Genomic DNA, 17,296 nt, shown 5'->3' with positions numbered 1-17,296 from the left:
CTCATCACCTCATGCATTTCCGGTCGCCGCGCGCACCAGCGCTTCCGGCGAAAGCTGATCGCGCTCGAAGAGCCCGGCGGACAGGCCTTCCTTCATGACAAGCACCCGGTCCGACATGCCGATGATTTCGGGCAGTTCGGAAGAGATCATGATGATCGAGAGGCCCTCTGCGGCAAGCTCGCTGATGAAGCCGTGGACGGCAGCCTTCGAGCCGATGTCGATGCCCTTCGTCGGCTCGTCGAGGATGATGACCTTGGGCATCGTGGCGAGCCACTTGCCGATGACGACCTTCTGCTGATTGCCGCCCGACAGGGTGCCGACCGGGACGGAGAGGGCTGCGGCGCGCAGATCCAGCCGCTCGGCATATTTGCGGGCGAGCGCGAGTTCTTCCGCCGCCTGCAGGAAACCTTTGCGCGAGGTCCGTGTCAGCGACGGCAGCGTCATGTTCTGGTAGATCGGCATCGGTAGCGCCAGGCCGTGGCGGCCGCGCTCCTCCGGCACATAGACGATGCCGGCCTTGATGGCATCATGCGGCGAATGGATCGAAATTTCCCGGCCCTCGAGCGTCAGCCGCCCCGAGAGCGGCTTGGTGATGCCGAAGAGCGATTGCGCCAATTCCGAGCGGCCGGCGCCGATCAGGCCGTAAATGCCGAGGATCTCGCCCTTGCGAAGCGTCAGCGAAATGTCGCGGAACTCGGTGCGGTGACTGTATTTTTCGACTTCGAGCACCGGGCCGCCGATGGCAACCTCGATCTTCGGAAAAACGTTTTCGACGTCGCGGCCGACCATCATGCGGACAATTTCGTCCTGCGGCGTTTCCTTCAGCCGCCCCTGGCCGACGGCGCGGCCGTCGCGGAAGACAACGAAATCGTCGGCGATTTCGTAAAGCTCGTCGAACTTATGGCTGATGAACAGGATCGCCTTGCCCTGCTCCTTCAGGCCCTTGATGATGCGGAAGAGATCGTCGATCTCCTTGCGCGAAAGGGCGGCCGTCGGCTCGTCCATGATGACGATGCGGGCCTCGATCGACAAAGCGCGGGCAATCGCTACCAGGTGGCGCTGCGCGATCGAGAGGTCCTTCAGCCGGATCGTCGGGTCGATATTGCTTTCAAGTGCGGTCAGCAGCGTCTTCGAGCGGCTGTTCATCACCTGCCAGTCGATGGTGCGAAAGCGCGTGCGCGGCGCATGGCCGAGGAAGATGTTTTCGGCAACCGTCAGCTCGTCGAACAGCACGGTTTCCTGATGGATGGCGGTGACTCCGGCGTCGATCGCGGCCTGGGCGCTGGCGAAGCTCGTCGGCTGGCCATCGACGAGAATCTCGCCTTCGTTCGGCCTGTAGATGCCGGTCAGGATCTTCACGAGCGTCGATTTGCCGGCGCCGTTTTCGCCGATCAGCGCCGTCACCGTACCGGGATGGAGCGCAATGCTGACATTGTCGAGCGCCTTCACCCCGGGAAAGATCTGGGAGATGCCGCGCATTTCCAGAATGGCGGGCGCTTCGCCGGTTTTGCTGTCCGTGGCGGGTTGTTGAAAGGCAGCGTTCATCAGCTTCTACCAGTGTCGAATGAGAAATCCCGGCGGCTATCAGGCCGCCGGGCTTTATACGGCTGCTTCGGATCAGAAGACCTTGGAGAACTGGTCGATGTTCGAGGCATTATAGACGAAGGGATCGGCCATGGCGGCTTCGCCGTTGTCGCCGACCTTGATCTTGCCCATGCGGCCGGCTTCGATTTCGCTGCCCGGCTTACCGTCGGTTTCACCCTTGACGAGGCGATAGGCGATCTGGGTGGCGGAGTAGCCGAGGTCGATAGGGTTCCAGATGGCGAATTCCTTCGTGGCGCCCGACTTGATGGCGCCGGCCATTTCGGACGGCAGGCCGAGACCGGTGACGTAGACCTTGCCGACAAGACCCTTGTCTTCGACGACCTTGGAAGCAGCGAGAACGCCGACCGTCGTCGGAGCGACGATGACCTTGACGTTCGGGTACGACTTCAGCAGCCCTTCGGCTTCACGATAGGACTTGTCCGAGAGGTCGTCGCCGTAAACCGTGGTGACGAGGTTGAGGCCCGGGAAATCCTTGAGCTGCTTCTTCATCTGGTCGATCCAGATGTTCTGGTTGGTCGAGGTGGTCGTCGCCGACAGGATGGCGAAGTCGCCCTTGCCGCCTTCCAGATGATCCTTGGCGAGCGTCAGGCACATCTTGCCGATCAGCTCGTTGGACGACGGGTTGAGCTGCAGGATGCGGCCTTCGGGTGCAACACCGGAATCCCAGGAAATGACCTTGATGCCGCGCTGGGTAGCCTTCTTCAGCGCCGGAACGAGCGCGTCCGGATCGTTGGCCGACACGGCGATGGCGTCAACGCCCTGAGCGATCAGAGAGTTGATGACTTCGATCTGACCCTCGGCCGTCGTCGAGGTCGGGCCGGTGTAGATTACCTCCACGCCGCCGAGTTCCTTGGCTGCTTCCTGCGCGCCCTTGTTGGCGGCGTCGAAGAAGCCGTTGCCGAGCGACTTGACGACGAGGCCGATCTTGATGTCCTTGGCGCTGGCGGTGCCGGCCATCATGGCGACGGCGAGCGCTACGCCGAGCGCCAGTGTCTTTGCGAATTTCATGTCACTTTCCTCCCATTAAGATTAGACTTCCACACCTCGGCGGCGCCTCATGCGACCGACGAGGAATCCTCCTTCACAAGCTGGGTCACCGGGCTGGCGACGACGAGCCGAACGCCGGCATTCTCGACCATGCGAGCCGCCTCGTCGGTAATCCCGTCATCGGTGATGACCACAGAAACGCGGTCGAGCGCGCAGAGAATGAGGCTCGACCGGCGATTGAATTTGCTTGAATCCACCATGACGACGAGTTCGTCGGCCTGGTGCATCAGCTTCTGCTCGCTCTGGATGATGAGGGCGTCCGCCTCCATGATGCCGAGCGGGCCGACGCCCTGCGCGCCGATGAACATGCGCCGCGCATAAAAATTGCGGATCGCGTCATTGTCGAAAGGCGACAGGATGAGGCTCTGTTCACGATAGATCGCGCCGCCCGGCACCGTCACCGTGTTCTTGGAATGCTTCACCAGATGTTCGGCGATGGCAAAAGAGTTGGTCATCACCTGCATGCGATGGCCGGCCATGTAATGCACCATCTGGAAGGTCGTGGTGCCGCCATTGATAATGATGGCGTCGCCGGCTTCGCAGAGATCGACCGCGGCGCGTGCAATTGCGCGTTTTTTATCGATGTTGACCGATTCTGAAACCCGGAATGGGCGGCCGGCGAGATTGCCGAGCTGCGGCGGATGCACCGCCTCCGCTCCGCCGCGGACGCGACGGATCTTGCCCTGCACATGAAGAGCCGCAATGTCGCGCCGGATTGTCGCTTCAGAAGCTTCCGTCAATTCGGAAATGTCCTGGATCGTGACGACGGATTTTTCCTGAACGGCGCTCAAGATGATGCGATGACGTTCGCGTTCGTGCATTGGGCTCCTCCTCGTGTCGTATTTATTTCGTATCCGTTAAAAGCTGTCAATCATAAACGATCATAAATTTTCATATTGCGCTGCACAATAATCGAATTTGATCGTTTTCGATTGACAAACCCCATTTTCATGAGCGATACCGGTCAGCGAAAAGGGGCGCGAACTATCGCGTCCCGATAATGATTTCATATGGGAGGATGACATGGCGGCGAACGTCCGGCTTCTGGAAAACCGGTGGGACGAGGGTTACGCGGCAGGCCTCGACGAACCCGGCAAGCTTCTCTATCGCTCAAATCTGCTCGGCGCCGACAAGCGCATCACCAATTACGGTGGCGGCAATACCTCGGCCAAGGTCATGGAGACCGATCCGCTGACCGGCGAGAAGGTCAAGGTTCTCTGGGTCAAGGGCTCGGGCGGCGACGTCGGCACTATCAAGCTCGACGGCTTCGCCACACTCTACCAGGACAAGCTGGAATCGCTGAAGGGCATCTACCAAGGTGTCGAGGACGAGGACCGCATGGTCGGCTTCCTGCCGCATTGCACCTTCAACCTGAATGGCCGCGCCGCATCGATTGACACGCCGCTGCACGGCTTCGTGCCTTTCACCCATGTCGATCACATGCATCCCGATGCGATCATTGCGATCGCCGCGTCGAAGAATTCCAGGGAGCTGACCAAGCAAATCTTCGGTGACGAGATCGGCTGGCTGCCCTGGCGCCGTCCGGGCTTCCAGCTCGGCCTCGATCTCGAAGCCTTCGTCAAGGCGAACCCGAACGCCAAGGGCGTCGTGCTCGAAAGCCATGGTCTCTTCACCTGGGCAAACGACGCCAAGGCCTGCTACGAGCTGACGCTCGATATCATCAACAAGGCGATTGAATGGTTCGCCGCTCAGACCGAAGGCAAGACGATCTTCGGCGGCGCGGTCGTGCAGAGTCTGCCGGTTGCCGAACGCCGGGCGATCGCCGCTCGCCTGATGCCCGAAATTCGCGGTCGCATCGGCAAGCAGGAGCGCAAGCTCGGCCATTTCGACGATCAGGATGCCGTTCTGGAATTCGTCAATTCAAAGAACCTGCGTCCGCTCGGGGCGCTCGGCACCAGCTGCCCGGACCATTTCCTGCGCACCAAGATCCGGCCGCTGATCGTCGATTTCGACCCGGCCAAACCGGATGTCGACGCGATCGTCGCGGGTCTCGACAAGGCGCTGGAGGATTACCGCGCTGACTACGCCCGCTACTACAACGACTGCAAACATGACAATTCGCCCGCCATGCGCGACGCCAATCCCGTCATCTTCCTCGTGCCGGGTGTCGGTATGCTGTCCTTCGCCCGCGACAAGGCGACGGCTCGCATTGCCAGCGAATTCTACGTCAACGCCATCAACGTCATGCGCGGCGCCTCGACGGTCTCGGAATATCAGGGACTGCCGGAGCAGGAAGCCTTTGACATCGAATATTGGCTACTCGAAGAGGCCAAGCTGCAGCGCATGCCGAAGCCGAAGAGCCTTGCCGGCAAGGTCGCCTTCGTCACCGGCGGCGCCGGCGGCATCGGCCGGGCGACGGCAGCGCGCCTCGTCGGCGAGGGCGCCTGTGTGGTGCTCGCCGATATCGATCAGGCGGCACTTGAATCGACTGAAGCCGAGTTCGTGAAGAAGTATGGCGCGGACGCCGTGCGCACGGCGAAGCTCGACGTCACCAAGGAAGATGCGGTTATCGCGTCCTTCGCCGAATCCTGCGTCGAATTCGGCGGCATCGACATCCTCGTTTCGAATGCCGGTATCGCTTCGTCCGCGCCGATTGAAACGACGGAACTGTCGACGTGGAACCGCAATATCGACATTCTGGCGACCGGTTATTTCCTCGTCTCGCGTGAAGCCTTCCGGCTGTTCCGCCGTCAGGCGCTCGGCGGCAATATCGTCTTCATTGCATCGAAGAACGGTCTTGCCGCTTCGCTGAACGCGTCCGCTTATTGCACGGCGAAGGCGGCTGAAATCCATCTCGCCCGCTGCCTGGCGCTGGAAGGCGCCGATGCCGGCATCCGCGTCAACACCGTCAATCCCGATGCAGTCCTGCGTGGCTCGAAGATCTGGAGCGGCGAGTGGCGCGAGCAGCGTGCGGCCTCCTCGAAGATCGAGGTCGACGAGCTGGAGGAACATTACCGCAAGCGGTCGATGCTGAAGCTCAACGTCTTCCCGGAAGATATCGCCGAGGCGGTCTACTTCCTGGCGTCAGATCTATCGGCGAAATCGACCGGCAACATCATCAACGTCGACGCCGGCAACGTGCAGAGTTTTACGCGCTAGAGCAATTCCGGCAAAAGTGTGCAGCGGTTTTGCGTCCGGAATTGCGCAAGCAAACGGGCAGAGCTACTTCCGGAGGATCACCCATATTGCGTGGATGATCCCCGGCACATAGCCGCAAAGCGTCAGCAATATGTTGAGCCAGAAATGCAGGCCGATCCCGACCTGCAGAAATACGCCGAGGGGCGGCAGGATGATCGCAAGAAGAATGCGGATAACGTCCATCGTAGCTCCTGAGTTTTGAAGACATGTAAGCTTTAGAACGCAAACCACGTTCTGTGGTTCGCGACGTGGGAGGAAACAATGGCTGAATTCAGGATCGCACAAGATCTGATCGCGAGTGAAAATGACAAGCGGGCGGCGGCGCTGAAAGCCGACTATGAGGCGTTGGGTGCGACGCTTGATCGGCGCGACGTCGATATCGAGGCGGTGACAAGCAAGGTCAGCGAATTTTCCGTCGCCGTTCCTTCCTGGGGCGTGGGCACCGGCGGCACGCGTTTCGCCCGGTTCCCCGGCGCCGGCGAACCGCGCGGCATCTTCGACAAGCTCGACGATTGCGCCGTCATCAACCAGTTGACCCAGGCAACGCCGAATGTGTCGCTGCATATTCCCTGGGACAAGGCGGATGCACGGGAGTTGAAGGCCAAGGGTGATGCGCTCGGCCTCGGCTTCGACGCAATGAATTCGAACACCTTTTCCGACGCGCCGGGGCAGGCTTATTCCTACAAATACGGTTCGCTTAGCCACACCGACGCGGCAACACGCGCCCAGGCGGTCGAGCACAATCTCGAATGCATCGAGATCGGCAAAGCGATCGGCTCCAAGGCGCTGACCGTCTGGATCGGCGATGGGTCGAACTTCCCCGGCCAGAGCAATTTCACCAAGGCATTCGAGCGTTACCTCGCCTCGATGGCTGACATTTACAAGGTGCTGCCCGACGACTGGAAGCTGTTCTCCGAGCACAAGATGTACGAGCCGGCCTTCTATTCGACGATCGTTCAGGACTGGGGCACCAATTATCTGGTCGCCCAGACCCTCGGCCCCAAAGCCCAGTGCCTCGTCGATCTCGGCCACCATGCGCCGAACACCAATATCGAGATGATCGTCGCCCGCCTGATCCAGTTCGGCAAACTCGGCGGTTTCCACTTCAACGATTCGAAATATGGCGACGATGATCTCGATGCCGGCGTGATCGATCCCTACCGGCTGTTCCTGGTGTTCAACGAGCTGGTGGATGCCGAACAGCGCGGCGTCAACGATTTCAATCCGGCCCACATGATCGACCAGTCGCACAATGTCACCGATCCGATCGAGAGCCTGATCAACAGCGCCAACGAAATCCGCCGCGCCTATGCGCAGGCGCTCCTCGTCGACCGGAAGGCCCTCGTGGGCTACCAAGAGGACAATGACGCGCTGATGGCGTCAGAAACGCTGAAGCGCGCCTATCGCGCCGATGTCGAGCCGATCCTTGCCGAGGCTCGCCGCCGCGCCGGCGGCGCGATCGACCCGATCGCGGCCTATCGCGCCAGCGGCTACCGCAACAAGGTGGCGGCCGAACGTCCGGCTTCCGTTGCCGGTGGCGGCGGTATCATCTGAGCTGCCCGGCTGAATAAAAGTGTGGTCGCCGGCAACGTGGGGTGAAACGCTGCCGGCAATCGCTCAGGGTTTCCAGGCGCCGGCGATCTGACGGGTTGCGATGTTCAGCCGATTCCAGACATTGATGTTGGCGATGGCGATGACGAGAGCCGCAAGGCTGCGGCCGTCATAATGCCGGGTCGCCTCGTCCCAGATCTCGTCAGGCACCGGGTCGGCGCGGTCGCTGGTGCGGGTCACCGCCTCGGTCAAGGCGAGAGCGGCGCGTTCAGCCTCGCTATAATAGGGAGCGTCGCGCCAGCCGGCGACGGCAAAGAGCCGCTCATCCGTTTCGCCGTGTTTGCGGGCAATGCGCCAATGACCATCGATGCAGACGCTGCAGCCGTTGATCTGGCTGGCGCGCAGATTGACGAGTTCGAGCAGCCTTGGCGAAAGGCCTGTTTCGGTCGGCACCTTGCTGAGCGCATTGAGCGCCTGCATGGCTTCTGGAAGCACGAGGGCGGGATTTCCCATTCTCTCCTGCATCATAGGTCTCCTTGATTGGTTTAGGGTGCGACGATCCACCGGCGCTGTCACACCGGCCCGGTTTCATTCGTCATTGATGTGACGGAACGCAGCGAAGGAATGTGACGGATGAACGAGAATAATTGGCTGGCCGATCAATTCGAAGCCAACCGGGCGCATCTGAAGGCGGCCGCCTATCGCATGCTGGGGTCGCGCAGCGAGGCCGAAGACGCGGTTCAGGAGGCCTGGCTGCGGCTCACCCGCGCGGATAGGACTGACGTCGGCAATCTCGCCGGCTGGCTGACGACGGTGGTGGCGCGCATCTGCCTCGATATGCTGCGTGCCCGCAGGACCCGGCGCGAGGAGCGGCTGGAGACATCGGTCCATGCAGCGATCGCCGATCCGGCCAAGGATCCGGAACGCGACGCCGCCTTCGCCGATTCGGTGGGCGTGGCGCTGCTCGTCGTGTTGCAGACGCTGGCGCCTGCCGAACGAGTTGCCTTCGTGCTGCACGACATGTTCGATCTTCCCTTCGAAGAAATTGCGCCGATTATCGGCCGGTCATCCGCCGCCGCCCGTCAGCTCGCGAGCCGTGCCCGCCGCCGGGTGCAGGGCGCGGACGAGACGCCGGATGTCGATCTCGGCCGCAAACGAACGATTGCCGAGGCCTTTCTGACGGCTTCGCGCAGCGGCGATCTGCAGGCGCTGATTGCCGTGCTCGCTCCAGATGTCGTGTTTCGCCTGGATGCGACGGCGGCGCGTTTCGGCGCCTTCGGCGAAAGACGCGGCGCATCCGAAGTGGCAGAGTTGTTCAAGGGCCGGGCGCAGGCGGCAGAGATCGCCATCGTCGACGGCGAGCTTGGCTTCGTCGTGCGCATCGCGGGTCAGATCCGCGTCGTGGTGGCGTTCACCATCGCCGACAACAGGATTGCGGCAATCGAAGCTATCGCCGATCCACACCACCTCGAACGGCTTGAATATTCAATCCTGCGGGATTGAAATCGCTGGAAAATTTGCCGCTCCTTGACGGCGGGTGCGGCTGAGAACGAGCGCGCTGCCGCCGTTCCCGTGCGGCTAGCTGCGCTTCATTTCTCTTGACAGCAGTCTCTTCGACTTTATTCTATTATAAGGCTTCGTATGCCATAACTATGTAATTTGGATTATGATCATGTCGGGCGACCAGGCGAAAAAGCCGCTTCTCCTCACCAATGTCAGGCCGACGGCTTTCGGTGCGGGCGCATCCGAGGGGGTGATCGACATTCTCGTCAATGCCGACGGCCGCATCGCCCGGATCGGTCCATCGCTTCCAGCCGCTGAGGATGTGGCACTGATCGACGGCAAGGGGGCTTTCATTTCGCCGGGCTGGATCGATCTGCACGTCCACATCTGGCATGGCGGCACCGACATCTCCATCCGCCCGTCCGAATGCGGTCTCGAGCGCGGCGTCACCACCCTCGTCGACGCCGGTTCGGCCGGCGAGGCGAATTTCCATGGCTTCCGCGAGTATATCATCGAGCCCTCGCGCGAGCGCATCAAGGCCTTCCTGAACCTGGGCTCGATCGGTCTCGTCGCCTGCAACCGCGTCGCCGAGCTCCGGGATATCAGAGATATCGATCTCGACCGCATTCTCCAAGTCTACGCTGAAAACAGCGAGCACATCGTCGGCATCAAGGTGCGCGCCAGCCACGTCATCACCGGCTCCTGGGGTGTCACTCCCGTCAAGCTCGGCAAGAAGATCGCCAAGATCCTGAAAGTGCCGATGATGGTCCATGTCGGCGAGCCGCCGGCGCTTTATGACGAAGTGCTTGAAATTCTCGGCCCCGGTGACGTCGTCACCCATTGCTTCAACGGCAAGGCCGGTTCGAGCCTCATGGAGGACGAGGATCTTTTCAATCTCGCCGAGCGCTGCGCCTCCGAAGGCATCCGCCTCGACATCGGCCATGGCGGCGCCTCCTTCTCCTTCAAGGTCGCCGAAGCGGCGATCGCGCGCGGGCTTCTGCCGTTCTCGATCTCGACCGACCTGCACGGCCATTCGATGAACTTTCCGGTCTGGGACCTGGCGACGACGATGTCGAAGCTGCTGAGCGTCGGCATGCCCTTCGACAAGGTCGTGGAAGCAGTCACCCATGCGCCGGCCTCGGTCATCAAGCTGTCGATGGAGAACCGGCTTGCGGTCGGCGCGCAAGCCGAATTCACCGTTTTCGACCTCGTCGAGTCCGAACTCGAGGCGACGGATTCGAATGGTGATGTCTCGGTCCTCAACAAGCTGTTCGAGCCACGCTATGCAGTGATGGGTGCCGAGGCTGTCGCCGCTAGCCGCTACGTGCCGCGGGCGCGCAGGCTGGTGCGCCACAGCCACGGCTATTCCTACAGATAGAATCCGCCGCGAGGCGGGGTTCGATCATAAATTCTCCCGAGAGGCCTCAGATGATCGATGGTTCCAGGGATTTACGACAGTCAGTCCGGCCGCCTCGAAGGGGCTTATATCGCGTGTCGCGACAACAAAGCCCTTCGAAGCGGCGATGGCGGCGATATGTCCGTCCGGCGTCGGGAAGCCTTTGCCGTTCGTTCTAGCTCTGACGGCAAGGTCGGCATAATGCCGGGCCGCTCCGACGTCGAATGGCAATACCCGATCCCCAAAGAGTGCTAATAAGCCGCCAAACATCTCGGTCAGGGCCGCTTTGCGTCGATCGTCCGGTAAGGCGCCGATGCCGAACATCAATTCGGCCAAGGTAACACTCGACAAATACAGTGTTTCCGCGGCTTGCTCGTTGAGCCACGCGCGCACAGCCAAACTGGGCGTCGGTTTCATCGTCTCGGAAAGCACATTCGTATCGAGTACGATCATTCAAACCTCAAGGGCTCCGCCGCCGCCCTTTCGCGCAGCTGATCAAGCACCTCGAGATCATCATTGGTCAGCGCCAATTGCCGGCCGAGTTCAGCCAATGCGTCTCCCATGCGAATGCGCTGCTCGGGCTTTACGGCATTTTCCAGGATTTCGCGAACTTCCGCCTCGGTGCTGCGGCCACGCATCGCCGCCCGGACACGAAATGCGCGATGCACGTCATCGGGCACGTTTCGAACTGTCAGAACGGCCATATTCAGACCCCAAATGCTGTCAGTGACGTCAACATAGATGCAATGCGAGTCAGAGGACAATCCTTCAAGGATCGTGTCGCGTCAGCGGTTGCGCCAACCCATCAGTTTTTCGATCCGCTCCGCAGAATTGCGCACATGCGCCGTATAATGGTTCTCGTCGGAAAAGGCCTTCTGCTCCGGCAGCACGATCGAAATGGTGGCAACGCACTGGCCCTCGCGATCGCAGATCGGCGAGGCGATGCAGGCGACCGCATAATCGGATTCGCCGGCCTGGATCGACAGGCGCGACTCGAAGGCCTTGCCGGCCGCTTCCGATAGGGTGCGCGGATCGATCTCGGCGCGGCCGGTCGGCGACGAGCGGGCGCAGCGTTTGAAAAGCTCGATGCGTTCCTCTTCGGGCAGGTGGCCGACGAGCAGGCGGCCCGACGCCGTCCAGTTGAGCGGCACCCGGGTACCGACGCGCGACGCCACCTGGAAGTGGCTCGGGCCGTCGGCCATGGCAAGCACCAGCATGTAATCGCCGTCACGGCCGCAGACCTGCACGGTTTCGCCGGCCTGGCGACAGAGATCGTGCATTTCGTGGGTGGCGATACTCATGAAATCCAGCGACCGGGCATAGGCAAGCCCGTAATGATAAAGCCGGGCGCCGAGCCAGATCGAGCCATCCGCCTGGCGCGTCAGCATATTCTTTTCGACGAGGTCGTCGACGATGACGTAGACGGTCGATAGCGGCGCCTTTACCGCCTTGGCGATGGCATAGACGCCGGCCGGCGATCCTGTTTCATAGAGATGATCGATCACCTGAAGAGCGCGGTCGATGCCGCTGACGCGGGCGCGGCGCGCGCTCTTGCCGCCGGCTTCGCCGGCAAGGCTCTCATCTTCGGAGTAAACTGCGGGCGATGTCTTTCCGTCCAATTTCATGCACCTCATGAACACTGCGACCATATTACATTACTATGGTACAGCGGTCGCTGTGGCAAATCGCAACATTTTGTAGGTTGATCGTCGGTGCGAATGTGGCGGCGGTGGAACCGGGAGACTGCGTTTCCGCATCCGCCGATACCGCCGACCTCATAACAAGCGGTGACGCGCTCCGATGAGGCTGCAGGCTTTTGCCAGCCCCTTGTCCAGCGTGACGAGCGTGGCGTCGCTATCGATTGCGACGGCGAGATGCAGCGCATCACCGGCACGAAGACCGATATTGAACTGTTCGATCATTCGCGCCGCTTCGATGAAGTGCGCCCGCGATATCGGCAGGCACTCGAAGCTCGTTGAACATAGTTCCTTGAACAGCGCCAAAGCTTTGCTGCGATCGGCCGGATCGATCTGTCCGTTTCTCGCCTTGACTCCGACAGCGCTTGAAAATTCGGTTAATCCAGCTGCTGACGGCGATCTCATCGGATCGACGCTCCGCCAGCCATTGCTGCACGTCGTCCGTGCGGGTTTCGACCGTCCATGCGGCGACGAGGACTGGTGTGTCGATGTAAAGCATCAATAACGATTGGTATCGCGCAGATCGCGAATGAAGGTCGCGGAATCGACCGGCTCGGCCGGTGGCTTCATCGAGGCCGTCAATGCTTTCAGCCGTTCGACATCGATCGGTTGTTTCGGCGTCTTCACCGGCACGAGCTGCGCCACCGGCTTGCCATGCCGCAATATCTCGATCGTTTCGCCGGCCTCCACCCTATTGAGCAACTCGCTCAGGTGGGCTTTTGCTTCCGCCAGGTTGACACGTGCCATCATATTGTCCCCGTGACCAACTTTCTGGTCATTTTATTCGGAAAGCGATGTGGCTGCAATGCCGTTGGAACAACCAGCCGCAGCCTGAGTTTGTCCCTCAACTCAGGAGGCTATAATGACGCATTATCCAACACCCCCTTTCCCATCCCAGAAACAGCCGATGCCGGGTTTCACCGCCCAGATGGACCCGGTTCCCGACCATGGCGAAAAAACCTATCGCGGATCCGAACGGCTGAAGGGCAAGCGGGCGATCATTACCGGCGGCGATAGCGGCATCGGCCGCGCAGTGGCAATCGCCTATGCAAGGGAAGGCGCCGATCTGTTGATTTCCTATCTCGACGAGGATGAGGATGCCGACGAGACGAAGCGGCTCGTTGAGCAGGCCGGGCGCAAGGCCGTGCTCGTCAGCGGCGATATTCAGGATCCGGCCCATTGCCGACAAATTGTCGAGACGGCGGTCAAGGAGCTCGGCGGTATCGACATTCTCGTCAACAATGCCGCGCACCAGGCAAGCTTCAAGAGCATCGACGAGATCAGCGACGAGGAGTGGGAACTGACCTTCAAGGTCAACATCCATGCGATGTTCTACCTGACCAAGGCGGCTGTCGCCCATATGAAGCCCGGCAGCGCCATCATCAACACGGCTTCGATCAATTCGGACAATCCGAACCCGACGCTGCTGGCCTATGCCACGACCAAGGGCGCGATCCAGAATTTCACCGCCGGCCTGGCCCAGCTTCTGGCCGACAAGGGCATTCGCGCCAATGCCGTGGCGCCGGGCCCGATCTGGACGCCGCTCATTCCTTCGACGCTGCCCGAAGACAGCGTCAGCAATTTCGGTAAGCAGGTACCGATGAAACGGCCGGGTCAGCCGGCCGAACTGGCCACCGCCTATGTCATGCTGGCCGATCCCTTGTCGAGCTATGTTTCCGGCACGACCATCGCGGTTACAGGCGGCAAGCCAATCCTTTAATGCATGTCGCCCGGAATTGGCGGTTCCGGGATGAAGGCGTGCACGGATAGAAGGAGCTGAAGCGCGTAATCACGATCTGGCAGGATGCGCGCTTCAGTCACGGCTTGCCGTAGCCGCCGCCGGTCGGCGTCGTGACGATCACGGCGTCGCCGGCGGCGAGCAGGGCCTGGTCGCAGCGGAGAAAGTTCGAAAAGCGCGGCCTCGTGAAAGGCGCGCGGGCGGACAAGGAGAAGTTGATCGCCGCCGCTTTCCGGCCACTACGATGAAGCAGCAAGGGCCGCCGCCTCTTTATGACGACAGCCCTTGTCGGGGGCAGGGAGAGATCCCCCGGTGTTCAGGCGGCTTTCAGCCGAAGCAGGGAATAGCCGGCAGATTGGCGCGGCTCGCAAGCGCTCCGATCATCTTGCCCACCGGCGTCGGGCGCGATTCGCGTTTCCCGGCGGCCGTTTCCAGGAGTTGCTTGAAGTCTTCAAGCTTCACGCCGTCGGCGCGCAACACCATGGCGATCAGGGGGTCGCGAAGGGCTTCGGATATTGTCAGGTCGTCTCTGGTCTGTCTCATGGCTTGTCCTCCTTTCGTGGGCGGTCGCCCGTGTTCCACATCCGCCGCCAACCCTCTGCGTTGACTTTCGCGGCCTGTGGTGTTACCGGTAAGTAACAATGCTGTTGTTACCGATCGGTCACATTGATGTCAAGGACTTCGTCCGCAAAAAAATCAGAAACTTCGAATGAAATCTCCGCAACCGTTTCAGAAGATCGCATCCCGCCGCGGGAGCGCATCGTCTCGACGGCCGTGGAGCTTTTCCGCGAGCGCGGCATCCGCGGCATCGGCGTCGATGCCATCGCCGATGCCGCCTCGACCAATAAGATGACGCTCTACCGGCATTTCGGCTCGAAGGACGAACTCGTCTGCGAGACGCTGCGGCGTGCCTCCGAAAGGGCCGATGCCATTTGGCGCGATCTGGAGGCCGCTCATCCCGGCGATCCCCGCGCCCAGCTCGACGCCTGGGTGGAGATGCGGGCGCAGTGTCTGAACGGCGAGCCCGCCGGCTGCGATCTCGCCAACGCCGCCATCGAGCTCAAGGGAGAAGGGCATCCCGCCCATGAAATGATCGAGAGGCACAAGGCCGCACAGCGCGATCGCCTGGCCGCGCTCTGTTCGGCGGCCGGTGCGCGCGAACCTCAACTTCTTGCCGATACGCTGACGCTGCTGCTCGAAGGCGCGCGCGTCAGCCGTCAGGCAATGGGCGCCGCCGGCTGTTGCGGCCATTTCGCCAAGGCCTGCCGAGCAGCGATCGCTTCTTTCACCTGATAGACCGGAACCTTACCGCCTCCACACCGTTTTTCCATCACCGGGACGATGTGGAGACCGGGAGATGAACTACGCCTATCTCAAGCGCCTATATGCCAGACGCGCCGAGCTCGAAGCCAAGCTCGAGCTTCACGAGGCACGCTATTGTTTTGGCGAGGAAGAGGTCGATGACGGCACCGACAGCGACCTGCGTCAGCGATTGAGCGAGGTCTCCGAGGAGATCGCCGCGTTGGAGAACAGGTCGGCCAGAGCCCTTTCAGGGTAGGTCACCGTAGCTGCAGGTGCTGCCGGATCATTGGCAAAGCCAGGGTCAGGAGCGTCGCGAAAACCATGATGACGCCATAGGGTATCTTCCGGCTCACCCGAATTTCCTCGATGCGCATGAAAAAGGCGAGATGCGCGACGGGCAGCGGCACCGGCAGCCGCAGGGCCAGCAGCGTCACGATGCCCAGCACAAGCAGCAACATCGCAAACGGCAGCATTCCGTGCCATCCGACAAAAAGGCCGATCGGCAGGAAAAGCTTGGCGTCTCCTGCGCCAAACAGCCGGAACGCCCAGAGCGCCACCCCAAGCATGAACATCAGCAGACCGGCTCCGATGTCGCCACCAATTCCGTTCGAAGCAAACAGGGCCGCGCCGACATCCTCGGAACCAAGCATAACGGCCAGCGCGCGCAGCGCATAAAGTGTCACGAGCGCAAGCACGAGCGTGTTGGGAATCTTCCAAGTACGGAAATCTGTCCAGGCGGCGCAGAGAAAAAGTAATACTGAAATAGTATTAATAACAACGACCATTTCCAGCATCGGATCAACCTTTTTGGGCTACGTTAATCTACCATGTACGCTCATCGTCACTGAACATCGGCCACAGGAGTCGGCTTTTACGACCAGTTCGGCGATTTTTCGTCTTAACCATAAAGTATAGATGTCGAATGTCTGCGTATAAAACAATTGACTAAATTAGACTTAACAGATTATTAATATTTCCAGTCGAAGGGGCGGTCTCGACGACTAGTGCCGGGGGAAATACGGCGCACCACTTACCTGGGAGGTAATTCTCGATGAAAGCATTTGTAAATAGCGTACGCGCTTTCGCGCGGGAAGAAGATGGCGTCGCACTCACCGAATACCTTATTCTGCTTGCCTTGCTGGTTGGTGGAGTGATCGGGGCGGTGACACTGGCCGGTACCAATCTCGCTACCGTGTGGAACGGCTGGGCAGCTTGGTTTACGGCCAACCTGACGGCTCCAGCCTGAAGCTGGCATTCGCAGAAGCGAGGGGTTTGTTAACCCCTCTCTTCTAAATTAGCATCAATGAATGGATGCGCTCCGTCCAGTGTAGCGAGTAACCGCGATGCGTTCTTCAACAATTTTAAGCCTCGTTATTGCATTTGTACTCGCCGCCGCCGCAGTTTTCGGCATGCGCGCGTATCTCTCCGATCAGAAGGCCAAGCTGCTGGCGATGAGCGGCGTAAAGGCCGAGGAAAGGACACTTGTTGTCGCTGCCACTCCGATGCGCTTCGGTGACCGGATCCGATCCGAAAACCTCAGGGCCATTCCGTGGCCTTCCAATGAAACACCCGCAGGCTCATTCGTCAGCATCGAGATGGTCGTCGGCAATGATGCCCAGCCGCGCTATGCCATGGCGGCGATCGACCCTGGCGAGCCGGTTCTATCGTCGAAAATCACCGGTACTGGCGAACGCGCCACTCTGTCGGCGGCGCTGGATCAGGGCATGAAGGCCGTTTCCATTCGCGTCAACGATGTGCTCGGCGTGGCCGGCTTCGTTAGGCCTTCCGATCGCGTCGACGTGCTTCTGACGCGGGTCGTGCGCGGGCAGGCGGGCAACGATCAGACCTTCGTCGACGTGCTGCTGCAAGGCGTCAAGGTCCTTGCGGTGGACCAGACGGCAGACGAGCGCAAGGACGAGCCATCCGTCGTGAAAACGGTGACCTTTGAGGTCACGACCGACGAGGCGCAGCGCCTGACCCTCGGCTCCAGTGTCGGCACGCTCTCGCTGGCGCTTCGCAATGTTGCCTCTTCCTCAGTCGAGCAGACCCGGCCGATCACTGTCGCCGACCTCGGTGGCGGGGCGATGGCGACAGAACTGGGCAAGGATTTGGAAAAGCAGTTGCCAGAACCGGCAAAACAAGTGCAGATTGTGGAACAAAAGGTTGAGCCGGTGTTGCCGGTTGAGCCGAAGTGGGTGACAGTGGGAGTCTGGAACACGACGAAGCGCGAGGAGCACCGAGTCGGCCTGGTCCAGTGATGTTGATGCGGAATGCCGCAGGTGCGGCGAGCCGGATGAG

General features: G+C 60.8%; 22 protein-coding genes. 9 read left to right on the top strand and 13 right to left on the bottom strand.

What is annotated here, in order from left to right; translation table 11 throughout:
• Window positions 1–9 precede the first annotated feature (9 nt).
• The 3 genes from AC13QO_RS06620 to AC13QO_RS06610 form a co-directional block, all read right to left on the bottom strand.
• Window positions 10–1,545: a sugar ABC transporter ATP-binding protein gene (locus AC13QO_RS06620; RefSeq protein WP_488540230.1), complete on the bottom strand. Its 1,536-nt coding sequence runs from the start codon at window positions 1,543–1,545 to the stop codon at window positions 10–12.
• 72 nt (window positions 1,546–1,617) lie between these two features.
• A complete protein-coding gene (rhaS, locus tag AC13QO_RS06615; protein WP_221156450.1) occupies window positions 1,618–2,613 on the bottom strand; it encodes a rhamnose ABC transporter substrate-binding protein in 996 nt (331 codons plus the stop codon).
• Between the two features lie 47 nt (window positions 2,614–2,660).
• Window positions 2,661–3,473, bottom strand: coding sequence for a DeoR/GlpR family DNA-binding transcription regulator (locus AC13QO_RS06610; RefSeq protein WP_183701181.1), 813 nt, complete (start codon window positions 3,471–3,473; stop codon window positions 2,661–2,663).
• A 202-nt stretch (window positions 3,474–3,675) separates the two neighbouring features.
• Between AC13QO_RS06610 and AC13QO_RS06605 the strand changes: the two genes are divergently transcribed.
• A complete protein-coding gene (locus AC13QO_RS06605) occupies window positions 3,676–5,772 on the top strand; it encodes a bifunctional rhamnulose-1-phosphate aldolase/short-chain dehydrogenase (protein WP_488540229.1) in 2,097 nt (698 codons plus the stop codon).
• A 63-nt stretch (window positions 5,773–5,835) separates the two neighbouring features.
• Here AC13QO_RS06605 and AC13QO_RS06600 read toward each other — a convergent pair whose 3' ends face one another.
• Window positions 5,836–5,994, bottom strand: coding sequence for a YqaE/Pmp3 family membrane protein (locus tag AC13QO_RS06600; protein ID WP_442135343.1), 159 nt, complete (start codon window positions 5,992–5,994; stop codon window positions 5,836–5,838).
• A gap of 78 nt (window positions 5,995–6,072) precedes the next feature.
• On the opposite strand from AC13QO_RS06600, the gene rhaI reads away from it, so the two are divergent.
• Window positions 6,073–7,365, top strand: coding sequence for an L-rhamnose catabolism isomerase (gene rhaI / locus AC13QO_RS06595; RefSeq protein ID WP_488540228.1), 1,293 nt, complete (start codon window positions 6,073–6,075; stop codon window positions 7,363–7,365).
• A 63-nt stretch (window positions 7,366–7,428) separates the two neighbouring features.
• On the opposite strand, the gene AC13QO_RS06590 is transcribed toward rhaI, so the two are convergent.
• The gene (locus tag AC13QO_RS06590; protein WP_085781091.1) at window positions 7,429–7,887 is read right to left on the bottom strand and encodes a carboxymuconolactone decarboxylase family protein; all 459 of its coding nucleotides are present in this window, start codon (window positions 7,885–7,887) and stop codon (window positions 7,429–7,431) included.
• 108 nt (window positions 7,888–7,995) lie between these two features.
• On the opposite strand from AC13QO_RS06590, the gene AC13QO_RS06585 reads away from it, so the two are divergent.
• Window positions 7,996–8,865 (top strand): sigma-70 family RNA polymerase sigma factor, encoded by an 870-nt coding sequence (locus AC13QO_RS06585; protein ID WP_488540227.1) that lies wholly within the window; start codon window positions 7,996–7,998, stop codon window positions 8,863–8,865.
• 169 nt (window positions 8,866–9,034) lie between these two features.
• Window positions 9,035–10,243 (top strand): amidohydrolase/deacetylase family metallohydrolase, encoded by a 1,209-nt coding sequence (locus AC13QO_RS06580; protein ID WP_488540226.1) that lies wholly within the window; start codon window positions 9,035–9,037, stop codon window positions 10,241–10,243.
• Window positions 10,244–10,267: 24 nt separating this feature from the next.
• Here AC13QO_RS06580 and AC13QO_RS06575 read toward each other — a convergent pair whose 3' ends face one another.
• The 5 genes from AC13QO_RS06575 to AC13QO_RS06555 all read right to left on the bottom strand — a co-directional run bounded on the left by AC13QO_RS06575 (window position 10,268) and on the right by AC13QO_RS06555 (window position 12,705).
• Entirely contained in the window at window positions 10,268–10,714 is a 447-nt protein-coding gene (locus tag AC13QO_RS06575; RefSeq protein ID WP_488540225.1) for a PIN domain-containing protein, read from the bottom strand.
• Window positions 10,711–10,965 (bottom strand): FitA-like ribbon-helix-helix domain-containing protein, encoded by a 255-nt coding sequence (locus AC13QO_RS06570; RefSeq protein ID WP_488540224.1) that lies wholly within the window; start codon window positions 10,963–10,965, stop codon window positions 10,711–10,713. The genes AC13QO_RS06575 and AC13QO_RS06570 overlap by 4 nt, the downstream gene beginning before the upstream one ends.
• Before the next feature lie 81 nt (window positions 10,966–11,046).
• The gene (locus tag AC13QO_RS06565; RefSeq protein ID WP_085781093.1) at window positions 11,047–11,886 is read right to left on the bottom strand and encodes an IclR family transcriptional regulator; all 840 of its coding nucleotides are present in this window, start codon (window positions 11,884–11,886) and stop codon (window positions 11,047–11,049) included.
• Between the two features lie 150 nt (window positions 11,887–12,036).
• Window positions 12,037–12,264: a type II toxin-antitoxin system VapC family toxin gene (locus tag AC13QO_RS06560; protein ID WP_488540223.1), complete on the bottom strand. Its 228-nt coding sequence runs from the start codon at window positions 12,262–12,264 to the stop codon at window positions 12,037–12,039.
• A gap of 192 nt (window positions 12,265–12,456) precedes the next feature.
• Window positions 12,457–12,705 (bottom strand): type II toxin-antitoxin system Phd/YefM family antitoxin, encoded by a 249-nt coding sequence (locus AC13QO_RS06555; RefSeq protein WP_085781292.1) that lies wholly within the window; start codon window positions 12,703–12,705, stop codon window positions 12,457–12,459.
• A 115-nt stretch (window positions 12,706–12,820) separates the two neighbouring features.
• Between AC13QO_RS06555 and AC13QO_RS06550 the strand changes: the two genes are divergently transcribed.
• Complete coding sequence (locus tag AC13QO_RS06550) at window positions 12,821–13,678, top strand: SDR family oxidoreductase (protein ID WP_488540222.1); 858 nt, start codon at window positions 12,821–12,823, stop codon at window positions 13,676–13,678.
• A gap of 97 nt (window positions 13,679–13,775) precedes the next feature.
• On the opposite strand, the gene AC13QO_RS06545 is transcribed toward AC13QO_RS06550, so the two are convergent.
• Both AC13QO_RS06545 and AC13QO_RS06540 read right to left on the bottom strand, forming a co-directional pair.
• Entirely contained in the window at window positions 13,776–13,952 is a 177-nt protein-coding gene (locus tag AC13QO_RS06545; RefSeq protein WP_488540221.1) for a hypothetical protein, read from the bottom strand.
• Window positions 13,953–14,023: 71 nt separating this feature from the next.
• Window positions 14,024–14,239, bottom strand: a complete 216-nt coding sequence (locus AC13QO_RS06540; protein WP_183701157.1) for a hypothetical protein — start codon at window positions 14,237–14,239, stop codon at window positions 14,024–14,026.
• Window positions 14,240–14,365: 126 nt separating this feature from the next.
• Between AC13QO_RS06540 and AC13QO_RS06535 the strand changes: the two genes are divergently transcribed.
• Window positions 14,366–14,989, top strand: a complete 624-nt coding sequence (locus AC13QO_RS06535) for a TetR/AcrR family transcriptional regulator (RefSeq protein ID WP_085781097.1) — start codon at window positions 14,366–14,368, stop codon at window positions 14,987–14,989.
• 64 nt (window positions 14,990–15,053) lie between these two features.
• On the top strand, window positions 15,054–15,254 hold the full coding sequence (locus tag AC13QO_RS06530) for a hypothetical protein (protein WP_097600797.1): 201 nt from the start codon (window positions 15,054–15,056) through the stop codon (window positions 15,252–15,254).
• A gap of 1 nt (window position 15,255) precedes the next feature.
• Here the strand turns inward: AC13QO_RS06530 and AC13QO_RS06525 are convergent, their stop codons facing one another.
• Window positions 15,256–15,792, bottom strand: a complete 537-nt coding sequence (locus AC13QO_RS06525) for an A24 family peptidase (protein ID WP_488540220.1) — start codon at window positions 15,790–15,792, stop codon at window positions 15,256–15,258.
• A gap of 257 nt (window positions 15,793–16,049) precedes the next feature.
• Here AC13QO_RS06525 and AC13QO_RS06520 point away from each other — a divergent pair, with 257 nt between their 5' ends.
• Together AC13QO_RS06520 and cpaB are read left to right on the top strand one after the other, a co-directional pair.
• Complete coding sequence (locus AC13QO_RS06520; protein ID WP_085781100.1) at window positions 16,050–16,244, top strand: Flp family type IVb pilin; 195 nt, start codon at window positions 16,050–16,052, stop codon at window positions 16,242–16,244.
• A gap of 97 nt (window positions 16,245–16,341) precedes the next feature.
• Window positions 16,342–17,256, top strand: a complete 915-nt coding sequence (gene cpaB, locus AC13QO_RS06515) for a Flp pilus assembly protein CpaB (protein WP_088392444.1) — start codon at window positions 16,342–16,344, stop codon at window positions 17,254–17,256.
• Window positions 17,257–17,296: the final 40 nt, after the last annotated feature.

This window comes from Rhizobium sp. CNPSo 3670 (assembly GCF_057784555.1).
This window is presented reverse-complemented; position numbering and strand designations above follow the sequence as displayed.

Excerpts from the sequence above, each read along its gene's own strand:
- AC13QO_RS06620 (WP_488540230.1), bottom strand. The coding sequence starts at position 1,545 with ATGAACGCTGCCTTTCAACAACCCGCCACGGACAGCAAAACCGGCGAA.
- rhaS (WP_221156450.1), bottom strand. The coding sequence starts at position 2,613 with ATGAAATTCGCAAAGACACTGGCGCTCGGCGTAGCGCTCGCCGTCGCC.
- AC13QO_RS06610 (WP_183701181.1), bottom strand. The coding sequence starts at position 3,473 with ATGCACGAACGCGAACGTCATCGCATCATCTTGAGCGCCGTTCAGGAA.
- AC13QO_RS06605 (WP_488540229.1), top strand. The coding sequence starts at position 3,676 with ATGGCGGCGAACGTCCGGCTTCTGGAAAACCGGTGGGACGAGGGTTAC.
- AC13QO_RS06600 (WP_442135343.1), bottom strand. The coding sequence starts at position 5,994 with ATGGACGTTATCCGCATTCTTCTTGCGATCATCCTGCCGCCCCTCGGC.
- rhaI (WP_488540228.1), top strand. The coding sequence starts at position 6,073 with ATGGCTGAATTCAGGATCGCACAAGATCTGATCGCGAGTGAAAATGAC.
- AC13QO_RS06590 (WP_085781091.1), bottom strand. The coding sequence starts at position 7,887 with ATGCAGGAGAGAATGGGAAATCCCGCCCTCGTGCTTCCAGAAGCCATG.
- AC13QO_RS06585 (WP_488540227.1), top strand. The coding sequence starts at position 7,996 with ATGAACGAGAATAATTGGCTGGCCGATCAATTCGAAGCCAACCGGGCG.
- AC13QO_RS06580 (WP_488540226.1), top strand. The coding sequence starts at position 9,035 with ATGTCGGGCGACCAGGCGAAAAAGCCGCTTCTCCTCACCAATGTCAGG.
- AC13QO_RS06575 (WP_488540225.1), bottom strand. The coding sequence starts at position 10,714 with ATGATCGTACTCGATACGAATGTGCTTTCCGAGACGATGAAACCGACG.
- AC13QO_RS06570 (WP_488540224.1), bottom strand. The coding sequence starts at position 10,965 with ATGGCCGTTCTGACAGTTCGAAACGTGCCCGATGACGTGCATCGCGCA.
- AC13QO_RS06565 (WP_085781093.1), bottom strand. The coding sequence starts at position 11,886 with ATGAAATTGGACGGAAAGACATCGCCCGCAGTTTACTCCGAAGATGAG.
- AC13QO_RS06555 (WP_085781292.1), bottom strand. The coding sequence starts at position 12,705 with ATGGCACGTGTCAACCTGGCGGAAGCAAAAGCCCACCTGAGCGAGTTG.
- AC13QO_RS06550 (WP_488540222.1), top strand. The coding sequence starts at position 12,821 with ATGACGCATTATCCAACACCCCCTTTCCCATCCCAGAAACAGCCGATG.
- AC13QO_RS06540 (WP_183701157.1), bottom strand. The coding sequence starts at position 14,239 with ATGAGACAGACCAGAGACGACCTGACAATATCCGAAGCCCTTCGCGAC.
- AC13QO_RS06535 (WP_085781097.1), top strand. The coding sequence starts at position 14,366 with ATGTCAAGGACTTCGTCCGCAAAAAAATCAGAAACTTCGAATGAAATC.
- AC13QO_RS06530 (WP_097600797.1), top strand. The coding sequence starts at position 15,054 with ATGAACTACGCCTATCTCAAGCGCCTATATGCCAGACGCGCCGAGCTC.
- AC13QO_RS06525 (WP_488540220.1), bottom strand. The coding sequence starts at position 15,792 with ATGCTGGAAATGGTCGTTGTTATTAATACTATTTCAGTATTACTTTTT.
- AC13QO_RS06520 (WP_085781100.1), top strand. The coding sequence starts at position 16,050 with ATGAAAGCATTTGTAAATAGCGTACGCGCTTTCGCGCGGGAAGAAGAT.
- cpaB (WP_088392444.1), top strand. The coding sequence starts at position 16,342 with ATGCGTTCTTCAACAATTTTAAGCCTCGTTATTGCATTTGTACTCGCC.